At 65.1% G+C, this 21,216-nt stretch carries 17 protein-coding genes; 10 read left to right on the top strand and 7 right to left on the bottom strand.

Going from position 1 to position 21,216, the window contains the following annotated elements:
• Nucleotides 1-33: 33 nt before the first annotated feature.
• Nucleotides 34-2,877 (bottom strand): CshA/CshB family fibrillar adhesin-related protein, encoded by a 2,844-nt coding sequence (locus RWR81_RS02335; RefSeq protein WP_399497854.1) that lies wholly within the window; start codon nucleotides 2,875-2,877, stop codon nucleotides 34-36.
• Nucleotides 2,878-3,212: 335 nt separating this feature from the next.
• Here RWR81_RS02335 and RWR81_RS02330 point away from each other — a divergent pair, with 335 nt between their 5' ends.
• Nucleotides 3,213-3,971, top strand: a complete 759-nt coding sequence (locus RWR81_RS02330) for a Rossmann-like domain-containing protein (protein ID WP_314453824.1) — start codon at nucleotides 3,213-3,215, stop codon at nucleotides 3,969-3,971.
• Between the two features lie 51 nt (nucleotides 3,972-4,022).
• Here RWR81_RS02330 and RWR81_RS02325 read toward each other — a convergent pair whose 3' ends face one another.
• On the bottom strand, nucleotides 4,023-4,877 hold the full coding sequence (locus tag RWR81_RS02325; RefSeq protein WP_314453821.1) for an aldo/keto reductase: 855 nt from the start codon (nucleotides 4,875-4,877) through the stop codon (nucleotides 4,023-4,025).
• Between the two features lie 120 nt (nucleotides 4,878-4,997).
• On the bottom strand, nucleotides 4,998-5,543 hold the full coding sequence (locus RWR81_RS02320) for a hypothetical protein (protein WP_314453818.1): 546 nt from the start codon (nucleotides 5,541-5,543) through the stop codon (nucleotides 4,998-5,000).
• Nucleotides 5,544-5,720: 177 nt separating this feature from the next.
• On the opposite strand from RWR81_RS02320, the gene RWR81_RS02315 reads away from it, so the two are divergent.
• Nucleotides 5,721-6,242: a peptidylprolyl isomerase gene (locus tag RWR81_RS02315; protein ID WP_314453815.1), complete on the top strand. Its 522-nt coding sequence runs from the start codon at nucleotides 5,721-5,723 to the stop codon at nucleotides 6,240-6,242.
• A 142-nt stretch (nucleotides 6,243-6,384) separates the two neighbouring features.
• Nucleotides 6,385-7,224, top strand: coding sequence for a rhomboid family intramembrane serine protease (locus RWR81_RS02310; protein ID WP_314453812.1), 840 nt, complete (start codon nucleotides 6,385-6,387; stop codon nucleotides 7,222-7,224).
• 365 nt (nucleotides 7,225-7,589) lie between these two features.
• Here the strand turns inward: RWR81_RS02310 and RWR81_RS02305 are convergent, their stop codons facing one another.
• Nucleotides 7,590-8,042, bottom strand: a complete 453-nt coding sequence (locus tag RWR81_RS02305; RefSeq protein ID WP_314453809.1) for a cell division protein CrgA — start codon at nucleotides 8,040-8,042, stop codon at nucleotides 7,590-7,592.
• 194 nt (nucleotides 8,043-8,236) lie between these two features.
• On the opposite strand from RWR81_RS02305, the gene RWR81_RS02300 reads away from it, so the two are divergent.
• Both RWR81_RS02300 and RWR81_RS02295 read left to right on the top strand, forming a co-directional pair.
• Nucleotides 8,237-9,010, top strand: a complete 774-nt coding sequence (locus tag RWR81_RS02300) for a class E sortase (RefSeq protein ID WP_314453806.1) — start codon at nucleotides 8,237-8,239, stop codon at nucleotides 9,008-9,010.
• On the top strand, nucleotides 9,010-9,168 hold the full coding sequence (locus RWR81_RS02295) for a hypothetical protein (RefSeq protein WP_314453803.1): 159 nt from the start codon (nucleotides 9,010-9,012) through the stop codon (nucleotides 9,166-9,168). Before RWR81_RS02300 ends, RWR81_RS02295 begins: the two co-directional genes overlap by 1 nt.
• A gap of 260 nt (nucleotides 9,169-9,428) precedes the next feature.
• Here the strand turns inward: RWR81_RS02295 and RWR81_RS02290 are convergent, their stop codons facing one another.
• Both RWR81_RS02290 and RWR81_RS02285 read right to left on the bottom strand, forming a co-directional pair.
• Nucleotides 9,429-12,845: a hypothetical protein gene (locus tag RWR81_RS02290; RefSeq protein WP_314453800.1), complete on the bottom strand. Its 3,417-nt coding sequence runs from the start codon at nucleotides 12,843-12,845 to the stop codon at nucleotides 9,429-9,431.
• Nucleotides 12,846-12,977: 132 nt separating this feature from the next.
• On the bottom strand, nucleotides 12,978-14,354 hold the full coding sequence (locus RWR81_RS02285; protein WP_314453797.1) for an anaerobic C4-dicarboxylate transporter: 1,377 nt from the start codon (nucleotides 14,352-14,354) through the stop codon (nucleotides 12,978-12,980).
• Between the two features lie 511 nt (nucleotides 14,355-14,865).
• On the opposite strand from RWR81_RS02285, the gene RWR81_RS02280 reads away from it, so the two are divergent.
• The 5 genes from RWR81_RS02280 to rplI all read left to right on the top strand — a co-directional run bounded on the left by RWR81_RS02280 (nucleotide 14,866) and on the right by rplI (nucleotide 19,309).
• A complete protein-coding gene (locus tag RWR81_RS02280; protein ID WP_314453795.1) occupies nucleotides 14,866-17,313 on the top strand; it encodes a transglycosylase domain-containing protein in 2,448 nt (815 codons plus the stop codon).
• A 291-nt stretch (nucleotides 17,314-17,604) separates the two neighbouring features.
• Nucleotides 17,605-17,892: a 30S ribosomal protein S6 gene (gene rpsF, locus RWR81_RS02275; protein ID WP_003788455.1), complete on the top strand. Its 288-nt coding sequence runs from the start codon at nucleotides 17,605-17,607 to the stop codon at nucleotides 17,890-17,892.
• Between the two features lie 27 nt (nucleotides 17,893-17,919).
• Entirely contained in the window at nucleotides 17,920-18,519 is a 600-nt protein-coding gene (locus RWR81_RS02270) for a single-stranded DNA-binding protein (RefSeq protein WP_314453791.1), read from the top strand.
• Between the two features lie 82 nt (nucleotides 18,520-18,601).
• Nucleotides 18,602-18,838 (top strand): 30S ribosomal protein S18, encoded by a 237-nt coding sequence (gene rpsR / locus RWR81_RS02265; protein WP_003783656.1) that lies wholly within the window; start codon nucleotides 18,602-18,604, stop codon nucleotides 18,836-18,838.
• A gap of 15 nt (nucleotides 18,839-18,853) precedes the next feature.
• Nucleotides 18,854-19,309 carry a 50S ribosomal protein L9 gene (gene rplI, locus RWR81_RS02260; RefSeq protein ID WP_314453788.1) on the top strand — a complete coding sequence of 152 codons (456 nt, stop codon included), beginning with the start codon at nucleotides 18,854-18,856 and terminating at the stop codon, nucleotides 19,307-19,309.
• 181 nt (nucleotides 19,310-19,490) lie between these two features.
• Here rplI and RWR81_RS02255 read toward each other — a convergent pair whose 3' ends face one another.
• Nucleotides 19,491-20,918, bottom strand: a complete 1,428-nt coding sequence (locus RWR81_RS02255; RefSeq protein WP_314453784.1) for an MATE family efflux transporter — start codon at nucleotides 20,916-20,918, stop codon at nucleotides 19,491-19,493.
• Nucleotides 20,919-21,216 lie beyond the last annotated feature (298 nt).

Raw genomic sequence — 21,216 nt, 5'->3', positions numbered from 1 at the left:
AGTTCCGACTGCTCGCTCAGATCATGAGTCGAGTCATGAGTCCAGGGCTCGACGGCGTTTGCGCGCCTGGATCATCACGACGGGCGCCGTGATTCCCAGCAGGATCCCTCCGGCGATGAGGTAGGTGGTGGCGGCGCTTCCGCCAGTGAGGGGGATGGCGGGAACCGCTGATTTGCGGTTGGAGATGTTGCCCAGCGCCACAACCTGGTCCGGAGTGGAGATGGTGATAGTGCGGGGTGTGGCATCGAGGACGTAGCCGGCTGGCGCCTTGGTCTCAATGAGCCGGTAAGAGCCGTAACCCAGGTCCGTCAGCTTGAAGGCGCCGGGGGCTGCGTCGGTGTCCAGGCTGCCTTGGGGGCAGGTGCCTGCGCAGTCGGTGATGGTGCGGGCTTGATCGGACAAGGGCTTGCCGTCGGAGTCCAGAGGAGTCAGTGACCACTGCGCTCCCTTGATGGCGTTGCCCCGTTCATCAGTCTTGGTCCAGGTGGCCGCACCCTTGATCCGGGTATTGGTGACCTGACCGAGATCGAGCGTGGGGGTGGTGTCGTCGGCACTGGCGGCGGGGGCCGATCCGTCGAGGGTCTTGGTCAGTGTCTCGCCGGAGATGTGGTATCCGGTCGGTGCCTGAGTCTCTGTGAGGGAGTACTCGCCCCAGGTCAGCCCCACGATCTTGAAGTATCCGGCTCTGGGATCCTGATCGACTGAACCGTTGGGGCAAGCGGTTCCGTCGTTGTCGGTGACGCAGTCGGTCACCTCCACCTGGCCGTTGTTCAGAGAGCTCGAGGCCATAGTGAAGACGGCTCCGGCCAGGGCATTGCCGGCATCGTCGACCTTGCTCCAGATGACCTGGCCAGGCATGGCGGTGTTGAGGACCGTGCACGTCATCCACTCGCCTGTGGCGAGGTTCAGAGTGCTCGAAGCAGTGTCGAAGGTCGATGCGGGAGTCTTGAGATCCGAGTTCGGGTGCGGTGCGCAGGTGATGGTGGCCTTGTACCCGGCGGACTTGGCCGACGAGGAGGACTCGGACAGAACCGTCTTGCCCTGGGGCAGGTAGGACGCACTGAAGCCACCGGCTCCGGAGACCGCTGTGCCGCTCTGGGGAGAAGCGGTGAGTGCCCAGTCGCTGGCGGCCAGTCCCAGACCACCGGCTGCCGTGTTGTCCACCTCCTTGACCATGGTGAGGTTGGGGAGCTGGACCTGAACCTGGTAGTCCTCGACCTCACCGTTGAGCGCGATGCCGGTGGGCTGAGGATCCTCGGCCGCCTGACCCGTCGGCGTTGGACCAGTGATGCGCAGACGCATGAACGTGGCTGCGCCATCTCCGTTGAGAGTGCTTCGCTTGGCGCCCTGGGGGACGGTCCAGGTCAGGGTGGCTTTGCCGGCTCTGGAGCAGGAGGTCACCTCGGAGCGCTCATCAGAGGAGAAGGAGCCGTCCCGATTCCAGTCCACCCAGCCGGCGACCTTGGTGCTGGTGCCCGAGCAACTGATCTGCTGGCTCCACTTCTGGCCGATGTCGGTCCAGATGACGCGGTCCCAGTTACCGGGCAGAGCATCCTCGTCGTCAGTATCGGTGACGTCGTCACCCGAGGCGTCGGTCGTCTGAGCGATGCCCTCGTCGGTGTCTGTCAACGATCCCAGACGGACGAGTGCGGACTTCGCGGTGGCCACACGGTTCTGGCCCGCTGCCTGGCTGAGGTTGTACCAAAGGCCTGCTTCAGCCTGGTCCGGACCTGTTTGAGGAGGAATATTGCTCGGACCACGGCCGGATAGTAGTCCGCCGCTCCACGAGGGCTGGAACACGCTACCAGCGGTCCCGTACGTTTCCGGTGCGTCTCCCAAATCGATATAGGACACGACTCCGAGGGCGACCGCACTATTACCACCGCCGTGAATCTCAACATAGCCACTCTTGCTGTTGCTGATGAACATGACTGAAGAAGGACCGTAACCATTTCTGATTTGATAACTGCACTCACCAGCATCCGGGCGCAGTTTGAGACCATTCTTGGTTCCAGCCGCGGTTGAGATATTAGTCAGACCCACCCAAGAATTTGTGGTACATCCTGTGACTCGGGCGCTCTCCAACAGGTAGTAGGAAACGCTTTGACCCGGATTACTGGGTTCAGGAGCCACAGAAATATATTCCTGTGGACCGCGAGTACTCCAGTTGGAGGCTTCGGCGTCAGCGAACACCATGCCCTCCATCGGAACCTCGATCTTGTTGGGCGATTCCTCCAGATCGGCCTTGCGTGGTTGGGTTGGGGAAGTGACAATGTACGCCTGGCAGTCGATCTTGAATTGATGGGTCGATGCGTCCTGGAGATTAGTGATACCAAGAGGAAGTTCGGATGAGGTAATATTAGGATTCTTGGCAACGCCTGCTGCGTAGTTCTTGCCATCGTTGTAGAGGCGAGCTAGACCGTCACCCCGCCAGGATCCCGGTTTGTACTCGACCTGTATGCCGGCGTGTGTTTTTAACCTGGTGTCGTTACGCCCTGCAGCCGTGGTTCGCACATCGGATAATGTGCATCGACTTGTGCGCCATAGACCGCTGGAAACTTGTGAAGGAGTGGACCATGCGACACCGGTGGTCCCGTCTGGAAGGATTCTCTTCTGATTCTCCCATCGGGTATTGGTCATTTCTGTCCAGTCGATCCAGTCGATCACCTGACTGAACTTGCCCCCTCCTCCGGATGGATTTGCGTGAACAGCCTCCGCCTGGGGGATCGGAAGTGCGACATTGACCATAATGGCACTGGCCAAGGCCAGTACGGAAATCGATGCGCTGGCCCGTATACGCCGATGCGAATGACATGATGGCCGACGTGCTGACGTCAGCGTCGTCCGGTGTGAGCGGACGAGGAGGCGGCGAAGCATGAAGGAGCACCTCGGTCTCGGGGAACGGGACTTGTCACGGTAGCATCAAGGTAATTTGCTGAAAATCTGGAGAGAGTCCTTGCAACTCAATAGTAATCAATATTACGGTTGAGTGTCATCAATATTTACGTCACCGATTGGATATTGATGTTTCGGTGATCTACCGTGAGGGCACGGTGTACGTGGTTTCAACAATAAGAATCCTGTTCAGGTTTGTTATCGCCGGCATGTCATGAAGGATCGTGAGGAGACTGGACTCGAACGGCTGCACCGTTGGACGGGACTGTTTAGGCTAGGTGAGGCTCAGTTATCACCCGGTGTGGAAGGATGAGGTCATGTCACAGCCTTGGGAGATCTACGACGCGCTTCTTGACGGACTGCCCGGCGACGTTGTCGTGCGTGCGGCGGGTCAGGGGCCGCGCTGGAGTCGCGTCCTCAACTCCGCCGGCGGTGTCGGCGCGGCCTGGACCATGGATGTCCGGAGCCGCCCGGCTCTTGTGGAGGGTCCGCTGGAGGGCCGCCCGCTGCGCGATGTCGCTGCCCTGGTGAAGTCCTGGAACCTCGCCGAGGCCAGTATCGGTCAGGCCGCCATCAACTCCTGGTACTCGCGTGAGGAGACGGCCGTCGTTCATGGGTTCGAACCCACTGGGGAGGGGACCACCTGGCGCCAGGTCTTCGACCCCTACAGGGAGATGGTCGTCGGCAAGAAGGTTGCGGTTATCGGTCACTTCCCTTTCGCTGAGGCCGCTCTGGCCACGGCCGGGGAATACATCTGTCTCGAGCGCAACCTTCAGCCCGGCGACTGGCCTGACAGCGCCTGCGAGTACCTCCTGCCCGAGTGTGACATCGTCTTCATTTCCTCATCGAGCTTCGTCAACAAGACCGCGCCCAGGCTCATCGAGCTCTCCCGCCATGCGCACACGGTCTTGGTCGGTCCCTCGACACCGCTGAGCCCTATGCTCCTCGACTCTGGCGTGGACACCATCACCGGCTTCGTCGCGGCGCGTTCCCTCTCTGATCCGGATGCTTTGGTCGAGCTGATCCCCGCCGGGGACATCGGCCCCGGCTTCCGCGTCCATCGTCACCGGGCCTGAATGGACTCGAGGCCCGAGGCGAGGTGTGAGCGCGCGGCTCGCACGCGCCGATCACACTTGGATCTGATCAGGGTGGGACCCGGTGCGCAGGCCTTGGTCCAGGGCGTCCAGCGCCGCCATCTGGGCGTCGTCGAGTGCGATGGAGAGGACATCGGCATTGGTCACCATGCGTCCACGGTGAGTCGACTTGGGAATGACCACCAGTGACTTCTGCAGGTGCCAGCGGATGATGATCTGGGATGGACTCACCCCAACGGTCTCCGCGATGTCCATGACAACGGGGTTCGTCAGCAACCTGCCCCGTCCCAATGGTGACCAGGACTCCGTGGTGATGCCCAGTTGCGCATGCATCGAGCGCAGCTCTGACTGGATCAGCCAGGGGTGTAGCTCGATCTGGTTGACCGCTGGGACCACGCCCGTGGCCTCCACGATCCGGCGCAGGTGCTCGGGCTGATAGTTGGAGACCCCGATGGCGCGAACCCGCCCACTGTGAAGGATCTCGATCATGGTGCGCCAGGTGTCCACCAGGTCGATTCCGGCTGAGTCCGCCAGTGGCCAGTGGACGAGAAACAGGTCGAGGACCTCAAGCCCTAGCGTTTCCATGGTGGCGTCGAAACTGCGCAGCGCGTCCTCGCGCCGATGATGTGGATTGTTGAGCTTAGAGGTGATGAACAGGTCTTGGCGCGGTAGGCCCGCGGCGGCGATCGCCCGCCCCACTCCGGCTTCGTTGCCGTACATCTGCGCGGTGTCGATATGCCGATACCCCACCTCCAGGGCATCACTGACAACGCGCTCCGCCTCGTCATCGGGAATCTTGTAGGTCCCCAGCCCCAACTGGGGGATGAGTGCCTCCTCCCCGTTGGTTCCGCGGGTCAGGGCAATGGCGGGAACAGACAGCGCGCACATACATCCAGGCTACCCACGGTGCGGGAGAATGGAGTAGGAACCTTGCGCAGGAACGTACAACGACGGCGCCGTGCGGTGAGGGACCGGAGCGGCGCCGTCGTCAACGGATCCGAGCGGCCGTCAGGCCTGAGCGGCCTCGGGGCTGATGCCGTAGCCGGCCTCCTCCTCGGTGGAGTCAGCCCAGTACTCCTCTGCCCACGGGTCCTCAACTGGCTGACTGCGACGCCATACGACGTAGGCGCCAGCGGCGGCCACTCCGGCGACGGCGAGCCAACCCAGGGTCTTGAGCACGCGGTGCTTCTTCTGCTTCTTCACGGGAACCTCCAATGCGGCGGACTTTGCGGCAACAGCCACGCGCTGAGCGCGCTCTGTCAGGGTACCGTCTGTTCCCGCAGCAGCCTGGGCAGCCACGGCGGCGCGCTGCGCACGCGGAATGTAGTCCTTGACAACTCGCTGTCGAGCTTCGCTCACCACGGGCTCCAGACGCTCCTGTGCGTCCTTGGCGACGCGGGTCACTTCCTCGGCGGCCTTGCTCACGTGCGGAGCAGCCCATAGCGCGGCTCGCTCAGCCTGATCAGCGACGGACCCGGCGAAGGACGCTGCCTCCTTGCGCAGATGAGTAGTGTCGAACTTCTTGTCGCAGCATGTCTTCATCAGGCACGACATGGTTGCCTCCCAGGTCGGATACGGTTTACAGACGGTTGTTGTGCAACGTGCCCCAATGGTCGCACCGTTGGACGATCGAGCCCACAAGATGTCCAGGCGTTTTGCCTGGGGTGAACAGCGCGGTACACCCCTCAGGGGTCGTACCGATGAGCCTGTGGGCATGCCACCATGGCCCCCATGGAAGCGACTCTTCACACCAACCTCGGCGATATCCGCCTCGAGCTCTACCCCGAGCAGGCGCCTGAGACCGTCTCCAACTTCGCGGGGCTGGCCACCGGCCAGAAGGCATGGACTGACCCTCGCACCGGCGAGGAGTCCCATGCACCCCTGTACAACAATGTCATCTTCCATCGTGTCATCCCCGGCTTCATGATTCAGGGCGGTGACCCACTGGGCACCGGCACCGGTGGCCCTGGTTATGTCTTCGACGATGAGATCGATGCCTCGCTGACCTTCGCCGCTCCCTACGTCCTGGCCATGGCCAACGCCGGTCGCCGCCTGGGTAAGGGAACCAACGGCTCGCAGTTCTTCATCACCACCGCCCCCACAGAGTGGCTTCAGGGCAAGCACACGATCTTCGGTGCCGTCACCGACGAGGCCTCCCGTGCCGTTGTCGACGCGATCTCCGCCGTTGAGACCGATCCGCGTGACCGTCCGGTGCAGAACGTCGTTATCACCTCGGTGGACATCGTCGAGTAGTCGCAAGAGGAGACTGAGTCACTGGCGCCGGGATGTGACTCGCCCCTGTGGCGCCGCCGGGACCCGAGTCTCGGCGGCGTCGTCGTATTCCGTCCTACCCGTTACTGCACGCCGAGTCGTCACAAGCCGCACAGGAGCCCCTATGACCTCAACGAACTCGTTCGCCGAGCAGGCGCCCCCGATCTGTCCCCGTCATCCGCATACGGTGGCTTATGTGCGCTGCCAGCGCTGCGACCGGCCAACGTGCCCCGCCTGCCAGGTTCCCAGCACCGTGGGAATTCACTGCGTGGACTGCGCCCGTCGGTCACAGGCCGGCCGGCGTCAGGCGCGCACGTTGCTGGGCGGGGCCGTGGTCTCCGACGCCATTGTCACCAAGGTGCTCATCGGCCTGTGCCTCGCCGTTTATGCCTGGCAGGTCTTCACCCCAGCCCTGGATTCCCGTCTTTCCTTTGTGCCGGTGCTGGCCGCCGGCGAGCCCTGGCGGTTCCTGACCACCGCCTTCCTTCACGCGGGATATATGCATCTCGGCTTCAACATGTGGGCTCTGTGGGTGCTGGGTGGCTCCCTCGAGCCGGTGCTCGGGCGCTGGCGCTTCACCGCCGTCTACCTGCTCAGTGCCTTGGGCGGCTCGACGGCGATCTACTGGCTCTCCTGGCCGGGCACTGTCTCCTGGATCACGCCGACGGTGGGAGCCTCTGGAGCGGTCTTTGGCCTGTTCTCCACCATGTTCGTGGTTCAACGGCGTTTTGGGCGGGATACCTCGGGGATTGTGATGCTGCTGATCGTCAATGCCGCCATCTCCTTCCTGGGCGCCAATATCTCCTGGCAGGGGCACCTCGGTGGGCTCATCACCGGAGGGATCATCGCGGCGATCTACGCCTGGGCCCCCCGTGGAAGGCGCCAGTCGGTGGGGATTGCCGGCACCATTGCGGTGGCGGTGGTGATCGTGGGGCTCAACGCCGTGCGGGTCCTCATGACCTGAGGTGCCGTGTTCCGCCGAACGATCATGAATGACACAGTTCGAAGAACACCCCTGTAGTTCATCCACATCTGGGGACACGGATGTGGAAATACAAGGATGTAGTTATCCACAGATGTGTCCACACTTGGGGAAAGTCGGGGTGGGTTGTGGGGAGGCATCTGTCCACCGATCCACAGGGAGGCTGTGGAATTCGAGGGGTGTTCAGCGTTTTCTCAGTGATTTGTAGTCAGAACCACAGGGCCGCTCGGGGCTCGCGTTGACGTAACCAATCGAGCCCCGTCGAAAATCGGAAAGACGGACCCCCGAGCCAGTGCTCGGGGGCCCTCGAGTTCGTCCGCTGATCGCGCAGAACGTCTGGTGGCGCGTTACTTCCAGCGCAGCAGGCCGAGGAAGCCTGACATCATGATGAGGAAGCCGATGTAGAGGTTGCCGTTGAGCAGCCAATCCGTGGCATGGTGCTTGGCGAAGTACGGCAGCGGGTACAGGCCGTTGAACAGGTAGGTGGTCACTACCCACAGCAGCCCGATGACCATGAGTGTCACCATAGTGGGGGCGTACCAGCGCGGTGAAGCGCTGTCCTTGACCTTCGTGGGCGTGCGCGAGACCCGGTTCGCCGCGGCGCGCGACTCCTCCTCCAGAACCTTGGCGACCTTGGCCGGGTTGCCCGAGCGCTCAGGGTGCCTTCTCTTCGACGTCGAGCCCTTGCTCTGCGAGTCCTTCTTCTCGGACGTCGCGGCACTCTTCTCAGAACTCTCCTTCGAGACCTTCTCCGAGCTCTTGTCGGCGTCCTCCTTTGCGGACTTCTTCTCCAAGGCCACCCTAGGTCTCCTCACTGCTTGGGGCCGGCGGCCGAGGGCCACCGCAATACATCCGGGCCTAGCCTAGGACATGGGGAGAAGCTTCCTCACGATGTGCCCTGTGATACGTCCACCACTCCCAGTTGGTCATGGGTGGGGTGCGCCGCCTTAGACTGGCGGCTAATCTGATGATGTCTCAGTTGTGAGGAGAGGTGATGGGTAGAAGGGGTGTTGTGCGACATCGTGCGTCTGGCCAGAGCCGTGTTGCACGAGTCTTCAACGGCGTGTTGACCGGGATCGGTGAGTTGCTCATCACCGCCGGCCTTGTTGTTGCGCTCTTCCTGTGCTGGCAGCTGTGGTGGACCAGTATCGATGCCAATGCCAGCGCGCAGGCTGTGGCCACCCAGTTCCACGACAAGCAGGTCGAGTCGCCGAAGACCGAGGGTACCAAGCACTACGACGATCCCCCGGTGATGGACAAGGTCGGCTACGGCGAGACCATCGGGATGCTTGTCGTCCCCAAGTGGTACGGCGTCACCAACAACAACATGCCCATCCTGGAGGGCACCGGCTCCGACGTCCTGGACCAAGCGGCCGCCGGCCACTATCCCGACACCCAGCAGCTCGGGGAGCTCGGCAACTTCGCCATTGCAGGGCACCGTCGCACCTATGGAAACTCCTTCCGGCGCATCGACCTGCTCCAGGAGGGCGATGAGATCGTCGTCTCCACAGCGAGTACCTGGTACGTGTTCACGGTGACCAACCACGAGATCGTCCAGCCCGAGCAGGTGGAGGTCATCGCCCCGGTTCCCGATCAGCCTGACGCACAACCCACTGAGCGCTACATCACGCTGACCACCTGCCATGGCTCGACCGCCGGTGAGTTCGGCAACGACCAGCGCTGGATCGTCCACGCGAAGTTCTCCTACTGGATGGACCGCTCCGAGGGGCGCCCGGCATCCGTCCTCAACGATCCGGGAGTCAACTGATGTACGGCTTCATCTGGCGCCACTTGCCCGGGCCGGCGTGGCTCAAGGCCATCGAGGCGCTCATCCTCATCGCCGGGGTCGTCTACGTACTCATGCAGTACGTCTTCCCCTGGGCCAATGAGACCTGGCACCTCTCCGGCAATGCCGACGTCGGCTGACCACAACCGGTAAAGGAGCCGCAGGCCTTTTTGCGCCACTGATGCAGCGCTGATGGGGCCGACCGTCATCTGACAGTCGGCCCCAGTTGCGTGCTTCTGCTCTGTTCACCGGCTCATGAGCCGACCAGCGAGCTTGTGCAGCTTGTCGATCCACAGCACCAGGGAGGCCATGACGACGGTGACTAGTGGCCGGGAGACGGGCGGGTCGTTGGACTGGCCCAGGAAACAAACGCAACCAGTCCAGTCGGCCGCCGTCGGCTTCAGGCCAGCGAGGGCTGAAGGCCGAGCGTGCCGACGAGGTGCTCGCGGTAGGCCGGACTGGTGACCTTGTCCAGCCAGGCGCGGGCCTCGGCCAAGCGGCCCTCGATGCCCAGGCGCTCGATGACCTCCGCGTTGTTCTCCGCGGTGTAGAAGCGGGTGAGGCCCTCAATGGCCTGGTGGGCCTGGCGGGTGTCTCGGGCGACCTTGGCGTCCAGGCGCGCCGCGTACCACGACGAGCTCAGGATGTTCTCGCGCTCGAACAGGGCGCGGAACTCCGGGCTCGTCAGGTCCCAGCCCTCGCGGGAGGTGCCGTCGATCATGATCTCCAGCAGGGCCCGCAGTGGCGGCACGGCCCACTCGATGGAGCCGTCGGCCCGGTAGTGCTCGGCCACCACCTTGTGGGTGGTGACGATGATGTCCACCGAGTCGGCGAAGACCGCCTCGTCCTGCAGTTCGGGACGCAGCATCTCCTCGGTGAAGACGACATCGGGGTGCAGGAAGATCCGGCCGAAGAATGTCGAGGCGAAGGCCTGGTTCATGCGGTAGCCCAGGCGCGAGGCCTGGATGGTGCGGCCCTCGTACTCGAAGTCCTCGATCCGCTCGAGGTAGCCGTCCTCGATGAGGCTGTGGGCGTTGCGCTCCTCGGCGCTCATGCGCGAGAAGATCTCCGGGATGAGCAGCGAGATGTCGTGAGCCACTTGGACCTTCGGCCCGATGTAGCCGGCCGAGGACAGCCAGCCGTCGTAGCCACTGAGGGCGTAGGACAGCAGGGCCGCATTGAGGTCGTAGATGGCCGGCAGTGCGTTGAACGGGGACTTGGTGAGCGCTCCCTCGCTGCCGGCGCCCGTGGTCGAGGGGGATTTGCCGGTCATGGAGGAGATGAACTCCATGAAGAGCTCGGGCAGCTCCATGTAGTGCAGCGGGTTGTAGGCGCACAGCGGAGGAACCCCGTCCTCGGGCGGGTTGTTGCGGCGCCCGGCGGCGACGACGTCGACGCTGTGACGCAGCGGCTCGGTCAGCGGCACGTCGCGGAAGAGGTGGTTGGCCAGGTCCGCCAGCGCCACATCCTTCGGGTTGGCGACGTCGGGACGCACCTGGAGGTAACGGGGGTTCTTGGTGGGGGCCCCGTTGACCAGGCGCGGGTCGGCGGTGGAGACCCAGTAGGTCTGCTCGGCGGGGTCCTCGGCCTCGGGCAGGGCCGCGGCGCGGGCCACGAGGTCCTGCATGGGCCGGGTGAAGCGGGACAGGCCGGGGGCGTCGGCGACCATCGCCCGGGCGTCGGCGGGCGTGAGCGGCTGGAAGTTCGAGATGAACAGGTCCGCCTGCGCATCCGACATGTCCGACTCGGTCTGCTTGTCGTAGCCGCGAACGATCGCGTCGTCTGGTCGCTGGAAGAGCAGGGACTCGCAGTTGGTGACGAACTTGCGCGACAGCGCCGAGTCCGGGGTTGAGACCAGGCCGCCGGGGGCCACGATCGAGGCGGTGATGTCGTCCTCGGTCTGGACCTTGGCGGCGGGGGAGAAGTCCGGGCGCAGGGACAGCAGGCGCCAGGCGCCGTCGTCCTCGAAGCCCACGCGCAGCATGTTGACCTTGATGACCTCACCGTCCAGGCGCAGGGAGTTGCCCTTGCGGCCGTTGATGATGCCCACGGAGAAGTGGCTGCGCCAGTCCTGGCCCCAGCTGGGCTGGTAGAAGCGCTTGACGGTGAAGATGAGTTCCTTGATGTGGGCCGGGATCGACTCCAGGAAGGCGTTGTACTCATCGGTGTACATCGATGACGGGGTCAGCAGCTTGATGACGCTTCCCAGAGAGCGGCGCTCGGAGAGGATCGAGCGGTGGTTGTCGCTCTTGTTGGCCGGGTCGACGAAGCGGTCGGCATAGTTGCCATCGAGGATGCTCTGGACGGCGTCGAAGTCCTCGTCGACGTCGCCGACGTATGCCTCACCGAAGACGACGGCGTCCAGGAGGGACTTGGAGATCTCCGACTTGCCGCCGCCGGAGACGGTGGCCGGCTTGTGAGCCTGAGTGGACCAGGGGGCGGTCCCCACCAGGTGCCACTGAGTGGCGTCGCCCTCGCGGTGCTTGGCATGGACCCGGTAGCCGTTGGGGGCCACGTAGGTATTGCTCACGAGCAGCGGGATTGAGGACTCCTGGCCGTCGGGGCGGGTCCAGGTGATCGTCTGGTTGTGCATCGAGTAGCGGGCGCCGGCGGGCACCAGGACCACAGTTGGGTCGTCGATGGCGACGGCGGAGCCGTCCTCGCGCACCTCGAAGCGACCGGGGTTGCGCTCGACGACATGCTCGAGGGTCAGACCCTCGGGCGTGTGGGTGTCGGTGTACTCCTGGCTCAGGTTGTAGCGCGGGTAGGCGACGGCGCCGCCGGCGTGCTCCTCCTCCACGCAGCCGAAGAGGTTGGCCGAGTACCCGATCTGGGTCTTGACCTCCTTCTTGCAGTAGCCGAAGTAGTTGTCCGCGATGACGGTGACGATGACGCCGCGCTCGTCGCGGGCCACGCACTTGAAGGCCTTGCCGCCGTTGTAGAGCTCGGCCTCGTCCTTCCAGCACTGGCCGTCGCGGCGCTGGCGCTCGGTGGCCTCCTCCCAGGAGGGCAGGCCCAACTCCTTCTTGGTCAAGGTGGTCAGGTGCGGGGCGAGAATGACGCAGCCGGTGTGGCCGGTCCAGGACTCCGGGGCCAGGGAGGAGTCGTTCTCCGGCAGGTAAGGGTCGCCGCCGTTGCCGAAGATGCCCTCGACGAAGTCCAGGTTGGAGACCAGGCCGCCGGGGGCGATGAAACGGATCTCCATGGAGCGCTCAGCGGAGAATCCGGGGACCTCGGGCACGACGACGGGGCGCAGCAGCAGGGACACGAAGCAGCGCGCTGGGTCCTCCTGCCTGGAGGCCCATGGCAGGGTCAGCAGGTCCTCGGGAGCCTCGACGGCGTGGGCCAGCAGGCGGGCGAAGACATCGCGCGGGACGGCGATCTTGTCATCGGGGATCGGCAGGCCGCCCTCGGCGACGTGGAAGACGCCGGCAGTGGTGCGGCGGTCGTTGCGGGGGTTGTGCAGGACGCCGCCGAGCACCTGGTAGCTCTCGACGTAGTCGGAGGTGAAGCTGGTGGAATCCGCAGGCAGGGACAGGGCCCGCGCCAGGCCCGGCTGATCCAGCACGAAGGTCGAGCGGGGCAGCTTCGGGGTGGCGGCCGCGCCCTGCAGGTAGGAGTCGAGGAAGGTCTGGATGCGCTGGTCGGCGGCGCAGGGGCGGTGGGCCAGTCGGCGGGAGAGCTCGCGTTGGCGTGCCAGGATCGGGGACATGAGACGGTCCGCCTCACTTTGCTTGACCGGAGCCGGGACGGAGAGCCCCAGCAGCTCCAAACGCAGGGCGATGGCGGAAGTGGTGGCTACGTCTGTCGTTGTCATGGCACGAGCCTAGCCAGACCTGATGACACGACCCTGTTACGTTCTGCCCAGAAAGACGGCTTCAGCGGTGTGGTTGACGTCGCACCTGCCGGCCGGTCATTCGTCGCCCGCGCCACCCGGCAGGTGACCGGCTCACGACAGGAGCAGTTGGGACAGTGTCGTCCCCACCAGACAGGAGGTGACGACTCCGATGAGCCCGGGCACCAGGAAGGAGTGGTTGACGACGTACTTGCCAATGCGGGTGGTGCCGGTGGGATCGAAGCCGATCGCCGCGAGGTCCGAGGGGTAGGTGGGCAGGATGAAGTACCCGTAGGAGGCGCCGATGAACCCGACGACGACGACCGGGCTCACCCCGAGCGACAGGGCCATGGGGGCGACGATGAGCAGGCCGGCCGCCTGAGAGTTCACCAGCTTGCCGATGATGAACAGGACGATGGCGTACATCCACGCATGGCTCGACAGGACTCCGGCGAGGCTGTGCTCCAGGCTCTCCAGATGGGCGTGGACGACCGTCTCGGTCATCCAGGCAACCCCGAATATGGAGAACATGGCAGTGGCTCCAGCCTTGAAAACGGCGGTGGAGGCGATCTTTCCGGCCTGCACCTTGCAGGTCAGCAGGATGAGGGCTCCGGCGGCGAGCATGACCATCTGGATGACGAGGTTCATGCTCAGGTGCTCCATCTTCCCGCCGTCGCCCGTGGGGAACTCGGGGCGCAGCACGTCGAAGGCGCCCAGGGCGACGACGATGGCTATGGCCCCCAGGAAGATCCAGGTGGCACGGTAGGCCTCGGGTGAGAACACCTTGCCGATGAGGGTCTCGGAGCTGGAGCGGACGGTGGCGCGGAACTCCGGGTCCTCCAGGCGCTTCTGGTACTCCTCGTCCTTGTCCAGGTCCTTGCCCCGGCGCATCGACCACAGGGCGGCCAGGAGCACTCCGCACAGCGACGCCGGGATGGAGATCGTCAGGATCTGAAGAACCGACCAGTGCCTGTCGGTGTTCTTGGCGATGATGGAGACTATCGAGACCGTGGCGACGGAGACCGGTGAGGCGGTGATCCCCATCTGGGCGGCGACCGATGAGGCGGCCATGGGGCGCTCGGGCCTGATGTCCTTCTTGATGGCGATGTCCGCGATGATCGGCAGCATCGTGTAGACCACGTGGCCGGTTCCGCACAGGACGGTGAGGAACCAGGTGACGCACGGTCCCAGGATGGTGATTTGTTCGGGGTGGCGGCGCAGCACGCGCTCGGCCATCTGCATCATGACGTCCAGGCCACCGGACTGCTGGAGGGTTGCGGCGCATCCGATGACGGCCAGGATGGTGAGGATGACATCGACCGGCGCCTCACCGGGTTCCAGACGGAAGCCGAAGACGAGGACCAGCAGACCGATTCCGGAGATGAGACCGAGGGCGATCCCTCCCTTCTTCGCCCCGACGATCAGGCAGGTGAGGATGATGATGACTTGGAGGATGATGCTGAGGGTCTGGAGGGCTGAGCTGGCGTCCATGGCGTGTCTCCCCGGTGAGCCGGACGGGCGGTAGCCGGTGCTCCTCGGGTAGGTGAGGAATCGGCACGAGAAACTGACACTGTGTCAGTGCCATGCCCAGTGTCTCATTTGTATCGCAGGACTATTGTCCCGATCGATATCGTCTGTTTTCAGTGCTTCTTATTGTCGCTTGGGCTCGAACTCACATTCGGGTTCAAGATCAGGTCCTCCTCCTCCGTCGAGGCGTGTGAGCACACTGGTCAGAACGGTTCATGTTGAGTCGCAGTCAGATCCAGCGCGAGCATCGTGGACGTTTTCCAGGTCCGCCTCGCTACCATCACTGCCCGCTGTTCCCCCATACTGGAGCGCATGTCGACGCCCGTTGCGGCTCGTCCGCGGCGACCGCCGCCGGCACGCAGCAGGATGTCGGCTGTCGTCAGACTCGGCATCGGCGACCAATATCGGTCATGATGGGACCGAAGATCGCAACCGGAGCGTTATCCCCGAGCCGTTGCGGTGACCGGATACCTCCATGACAGTCAACCGAAACGAGGAGCACGTGGCAGAAGGCACGAACGGGGGCGGACTCGGCCGCCCCGTCGGCAAGAAGCTGACCCAGGTAGCCAGTGCCGGTCGGCAGGTTCCGGACAAGGGCTCGAAGTCCGGCAGCAAGGCTGGAAAAGGTGGCAAGCCCTCCCAGCTCAAGCGGTCCAAGGATGCCGCCCCGGGACGTAAGCGCCGCTTCTTCAACTATCCGCGTGCCGGCAAGGGCAAGATTCATCGCTGGATCCCGAGCTGGCGGTTCGTCCTGGGTTCTTTCCTGCTCATCATTCTGGGCCTCATCGGCGCCTTCGCGTGGGCATACAACACCATCAAGGTCCCCAGTCCCAGCGAGTTCGCCCTGGCGCAGACCACCACGGTCTACTTCGCTGACGGGTCCACGGAGATGGGTAAGTTCGCCGAGATCAACCGTGAGTCCGTCGATGCCTCTACCCTGCCGGACTACGTGGGTAACTCGGTTGTGGCCTCGGAGGATCGCACCTTCTACTCCAACAACGGTGTCGATCCCAAAGGTATCGCCCGGGCCCTGCTGAACAATCTGCGCGGAGGCGACACCCAGGGCGCCTCAACCCTGACGCAGCAGTATGTGAAGAACTACTACGTTGACACCACAAGTTCCTATGGCGGTAAGTTCCGACAGGCCATCATGGCCATCAAGATCGACCGGGAGAAATCCAAGAAGGATATCCTGGGCGACTATCTCAACACGGTCTACTTCGGGCGCGGCGCCTACGGTATCGAGGCCGCCTCGAAGGCATTCTTCAACAAGTCCGCCAAGGACCTGAGCCCGTCCGAGGCAGCGCTCCTGGCTGGAATCCTTCCGTCCCCCAGCGCCTGGGATCCGGCCGAGAACCCGGAGAAGGCCCAGGAGCGCTGGGAACGGGTTCTCCAGTTCATGGCCGATGACGACTACATCACCCAGCAGCAGTACAACGATGCCAAGCAGGGGGGGATGCCGAGGACTGAGGCGCCCAAGACGGATCAGGTCTACGCCGGAACCAACGGCTATCTGCTCCAGATGGTTCGTGAAGAGCTTCAGAGCAAGGCCGGGCTCAAGCCCGAGCAGATCGACACTGGCGGTTTCAAGATCACCACCACGATCAGCCAGAAGGACCAGGAGACCGCCGTCAAGGCGGTGCACTCGCTGCCCGAGGGCGCCTCGCCGAACCTGCACAAGGCGCTGGTGTCTGTCGACCCCAAGACGGGGGGCATCCTGGCGCTCTACGGGGGGGATGACTACCTGACCAGCCAGGTCAACACCTCGACCAACGCGATCGCTCAGGCGGGCTCGACCTTCAAACCCTTCGCGCTGGTGGCCGCCCTGGAGAACGGATGGTCGCTGGGCAGTAGCTACCCGGCCACCTCGCCGATGACCATCGAGGGTCACCAGTTCCAGAACTTCAAGAATGTCTCCCTGAAGTCGGCGGACCTCGTTGAGGCCACCGAGCGCTCGCTCAACACGCCCTACCTCCAGCTCAACCAGGACCTCACCACCGCCGAAGACATCGACTCGGATGTGACCGCCCGGGTGGCGAACCGTGCCGGCTATCCCGAGAAGACCAAGGGTTTGGAGACCAAGGAGGAACGAACTCTCGTCCAGAACGTCCTGGGATCGGCCTCGCCGCACACGATCGACATCGCCTCGGCCTACTCCACCTTCGCCGCTCAGGGGATGAAGCGCGACACCCATATCGTCGCCACCGTCAAGAACACCGACGGCGGAGACCGCTACACGGCGCCGACCGCCGGGAAGCGGGAGTTCGACGAGGACGTTATGGCGGATACGACCTATGCCCTCCAGCAGGTCGTCTCCGGTGCGAACGGCAGCGCCGACAAGGTGGCCGCCCAGATGGACCGCCCTGTGGCCGCGAAGACCGGATCGTCGTCGGACAACAAGTCGGCTCAGTTCGTGGGTTTCACCCCGCAGGTGGTCACCGCGGTGACTCTCTACCAGTCCGGCGAGGACGGCTCGGAGGAGTCGATCACGCCCTGGGGCGAGTACGACGAGATCACCGGCTCGACCTATCCTGCGGATGTCTTCGTCAACTACATGAAGGTCGCCCATGAGGGGCTCAAGGTCGAGGAGTTCCCGGAGCCCGCCAACGTCATGGCCACACGCGGCGGCAGTACCGCTAAGCCCACCGCCGAGCCGGAGCCCGAGCCCACCGCGATCCTCACCGACGGTCCCGAGGAGACCGCGGCCCCCACCGATCAGGGCACTGCGGAGGCGACCCAGCCCGAGGGCTCGCAGCCGCCCGGTGGTGATGAGCCGACGTCAGAACCCACGTCCGGAAGTGGTGATGATGGCGGTGGCCGCTCGACCGGGAATCCTCGTGATGGAGGAGGGCCGAGCCAGGTTCCAGGTCCTCGGGTTGACCCACCTGATCGAGGTGCCCAAGGACAGGACGCACAGCAGTGAGCCGGACCTACTAATAATGAGGTAGGGCGTGACGGTGAGGTGGTGAACCTGACGACGGCTGACACCCGCCTCCCAGTTCGCGACTGACGGTGGGCCGACGACGTGTTGCATGGCACGTCGTCGGCCCACCGTCTCGGCTTTCAGGGCCGTCGGGTTGTCCGGTAATGTGGCGGACTGGCTGCGTCGTCGGGCGGATGAAACCTCTGTCCGTCGGATGGTGCGCCGCACGCATCACCCTCCTGTCACGGAAGGACCGTGACCGCCACAGACCAGAGGAGGTGGGTACCAAGCATGCGTCACTACGAGATCATGATCATTCTCGACCCCGAGACGGACGAGCGCACCGCCAACGCGACGCTCGAGAAGCTGCTGCAGGTCGTCCCCAGCAACGGGGGCACCGTGGACAAGGTCGACATCTGGGGCAAGCGCCGGCTGGCCTACGACATCAAGAAGAAGTCCGAGGGCTTCTACGCCGTCGTGGACATGACCACCACGCCTGAGATCGCCCAGGAGCTCGACCGCCAGCTCGGCCTCAACGAGACCGTCCTGCGCACCAAGCTGCTGCGTCCCGAGGCCTGAGCCTCTACCGGGAACGGAGACAACGCCATGGCCGGAGACACCATCATCACCATCGTCGGGAACCTCACCGCGGACCCCGAGATGCGCTTCACGCCCTCCGGGGCAGCGGTGGCCTCCTTCACCGTCGCCTCCACGCCGCGCACCTTCGACCGCGCCGCCGGCGAGTGGAAGGACGGGGAGACCCTGTTCATGCGCTGCTCGATCTGGCGCGACGCCGCGGAGAACGTGGCCGAGTCGCTGACCAAGGGCACGCGCGTCATCGTCCAGGGCCGCCTGGTCCAGCGCTCCTTCACCACCCGTGAGGGCGAGAACCGCACAGTGGTTGAGATGCAGGTCGATGAGATCGGACCCTCCCTGCGCTACGCCAAGGCCCAGGTCACCCGCCAGCCGCGTGGCGGCGGCCAGGGCGGCTTCGGCAACCAGGGAGGCCAGGCCGGCCCTCAGGGCGGAGGCTTCGGCAACCAGGGCGGATACAACCAGGGCGGCCCCCAGCAGGGTGGCTACAACAACGCTGGTGGCGGCATCGGCCAGGGTCAGTCCGGGTACAACGCCCCCGCCGGCGGAGCCGTGGACGACCCGTGGGCCACGGGCGGCTCCACCTCCTTCGGTGACGAGCCCCCGTTCTGATCCGCGACGTCGTCGACACGTTCCCCACATCACACTTTTCATCTCGTAGAGCGCCCAGGCGCTCAGACCAAGGAGTACCACCATGGCGAAGCCCCAACTTCGCAAGCCGAAGAAGAAGGTCAGCCCCGTCAAGGCCATCAAGGTCGGCACCATCGACTACAAGGACACCGCCACGCTGCGGAAGTTCATCTCCGACCGCGGCAAGATCCGCGCCCGTCGCGTCACCGGCGTCTCCGTCCAGGAGCAGCGCAAGATCGCCAAGGCCGTGAAGAACGCCCGCGAGATGGCTCTGCTGCCCTACTCGAGCTCGGCTCGCTGATCGGAGGCTCGCGCAATGACCACCAAGCTCATCCTCACGCACGACGTCTCCCACCTCGGCTCCGCCGGTGAGGTCGTGGAGGTCAAGGACGGCTACGCCCGTAACTACCTCCTGCCCCGCAAGCTGGCCACCCCGTGGACCAAGGGCGCCCAGCGCCAGATTGACCAGATGACCGAGGCGCGCCGCAAGCGCTCCATCGAGTCCCTTGAGCACGCCCAGACCGCGCGGGCCTGGCTGCAGGAGAACGTCGTCACCGTCTCCGCCACCGCCGGTGACAACGGCCGGCTCTTCGGCGCCGTCACCACCGCGGCCCTGGCCGACGCCGTCAAGGCCGCCGGCGGCCCCGCCGTCGACCGTCGCAAGATCCAGGTCGTGCCGCCGATCAAGTCGACCGGCCGTCACAGTGCCTCCGTGCGCCTGCACGCCGACGTCGTGGCCCCTCTCGAGGTCAACGTCGTCCCCGCGCGCTGAGCGCCGGGCATCCTTCCGCCGTCGGGCCGGGCCTTACAACCGTGAGGTACCGGCTCGACGGCGTCGTGCTGGCTGTTCGGGTCATAGGGTAGGTCGCGCGTTCGAACCCTCGACCCCCCGAACGCGAGACACGAGGTGCGAACGAGCAGGGAAGGGTACCGGAGGCAGTGAGGGGCTGATATCAGTGGCGCCAGGCGGTGCCGCGGGCGCGCAGGTAGGTGGTGGCGCCGCGGGCGGCCATGAAGACCCAGGCGAAGGCGACCCACAGTTGGATGAGGCCCGACGTCGAGCCGGCGGCCCCCGGCATCGCGCCGCTGCCGATGAGCAGCGCCAGGGGGACGTAGGGGACCAGTGTCACTAGACCCGCCCCTGCCAGGTAGCGGCCGTCACCGGCGCCCATGAGGACACCATCGAGCAGATAGACGACCCCGGCCAGCGGCAGTGCGCTCGCCGCGACCAGGAGCGTCGGCGTTGTCACCGCGATGACGCCCGCGTCGGAGGTGAAGGCTCGCGGCAGCCAGCCGGCGCCCGCCGCCATGACTACCCCGATGAGCAAGCCGGTTCCCGCGCCCCAGATCAGCATCCGTCGCAGGAGCTCGTCGATGGACCATCCTGCCGTTGCCGAGGCGTTCCGAGTATCGGCCTCCTCGACGGTCTCGTCAGCTGCTTGACTGGCTGTCTCGTCGGCTCTCTGTGCCCGTCCCAGGGCGGTACCGATGAGCGCCTGCGCGGCCACGGCCAGCGCATCCAGGGCGAAGGCGGCGAAGTTCCACAGGGCGCCTACCACCTGGTGCGCGGCCAGGGACACCTCCCCGAGCGCTGTCGCCGCCCACACGGTGGCCAGAATCGCCACCCGCAGGCTCAGGGAGCGGATGAGCAGCGGCGTGCCGCTGCCCAGGGAGGCCCGCAGGCCCCGACGGTGAGGCAGCAGCCCTACGCCGGCCCCCCGGGCCTCCTGGACGATCGGGCGGACCAGAGCCAGCGCCATGGCGGTCTGCGCGATGGCGGTACCCGCGCCTGAGCCCGCGATCCCCATCCCAGCGCCGTACAGCAGGATCGCGTTGACGGCCACGTTGAGTGCCGCCCCGGCGGCGGCCACGACAAAAGGTGTGCGCGTGTCCAGTAGTCCGCGCAGCACACCGGTGGCCGCCAGAACGACGAACATGCCGGGCAGCCCCGGGCAGGAGGTGTGCAGATAGGCGACGGCGGCCTGCGCCACGGGGCCGTGGGCGCCCATCGCGTCAGTCAGCCACGGGGCGGCTAGCCCCAGAAGGGCTCCTGTCCCCAGCCCCAGCAGGAGCGCCAGCCACATCCCGTCGACGCCGGCCCGCAGGCCCTCGGTGCGTCGGCCGGCCCCGAACAGACGCGCCGTCGTCGCCGTGGTGGCGTAGGCCAGGAAGACGAACAGCCCTACCGTCGTCATCAGGATCGTGGAGGCCAGCGACAGGCCTGCCAGGCTCACCGCGCCGAGATGGCCGACCATCGCCGAGTCCGCCAGTACGAAGAGAGGCTCGGCGATCAGAGCCCCCAGCGCAGGCAGAGCCAGGGACAGGATCTGCCGGTTGAGGCCTCTGGAGGCGGGGGTGATGGTGTCGGGCACGGCCCCCATTGTGGACCAGGGGGACGTCTCGGAGCATCAGGGTGTCGACAGTCCCCGGGTGGTAAGAAGCGCTGTGGAGTGAGGGCGCGGGAAGCCTCCGTGGCGGCGTGTGGCCACCACTGTGGAGCGGGGCGGGGCGCTCGAGGGCGGGAGCCGAATGTCGGCATCGAGCGGCGGAGGGAGACTGCGCGAGGCGGTCCTCACGAGCAGGTTGAGGATGAGGTTGAGGATGAGGTCGCGGGGATGGGTTGTGAACGTGACTGAGGCTACTGATCGCCCGGATTGTCCTGGAGGATCACACAACTAT

Source organism: uncultured Actinomyces sp., assembly GCF_963526355.1.
GTDB lineage: Bacteria > Actinomycetota > Actinomycetes > Actinomycetales > Actinomycetaceae > Actinomyces.
The sequence above is the reverse complement of the archived record's forward strand: the minus strand, read 5'-3'. Positions and strand labels throughout refer to the sequence as shown.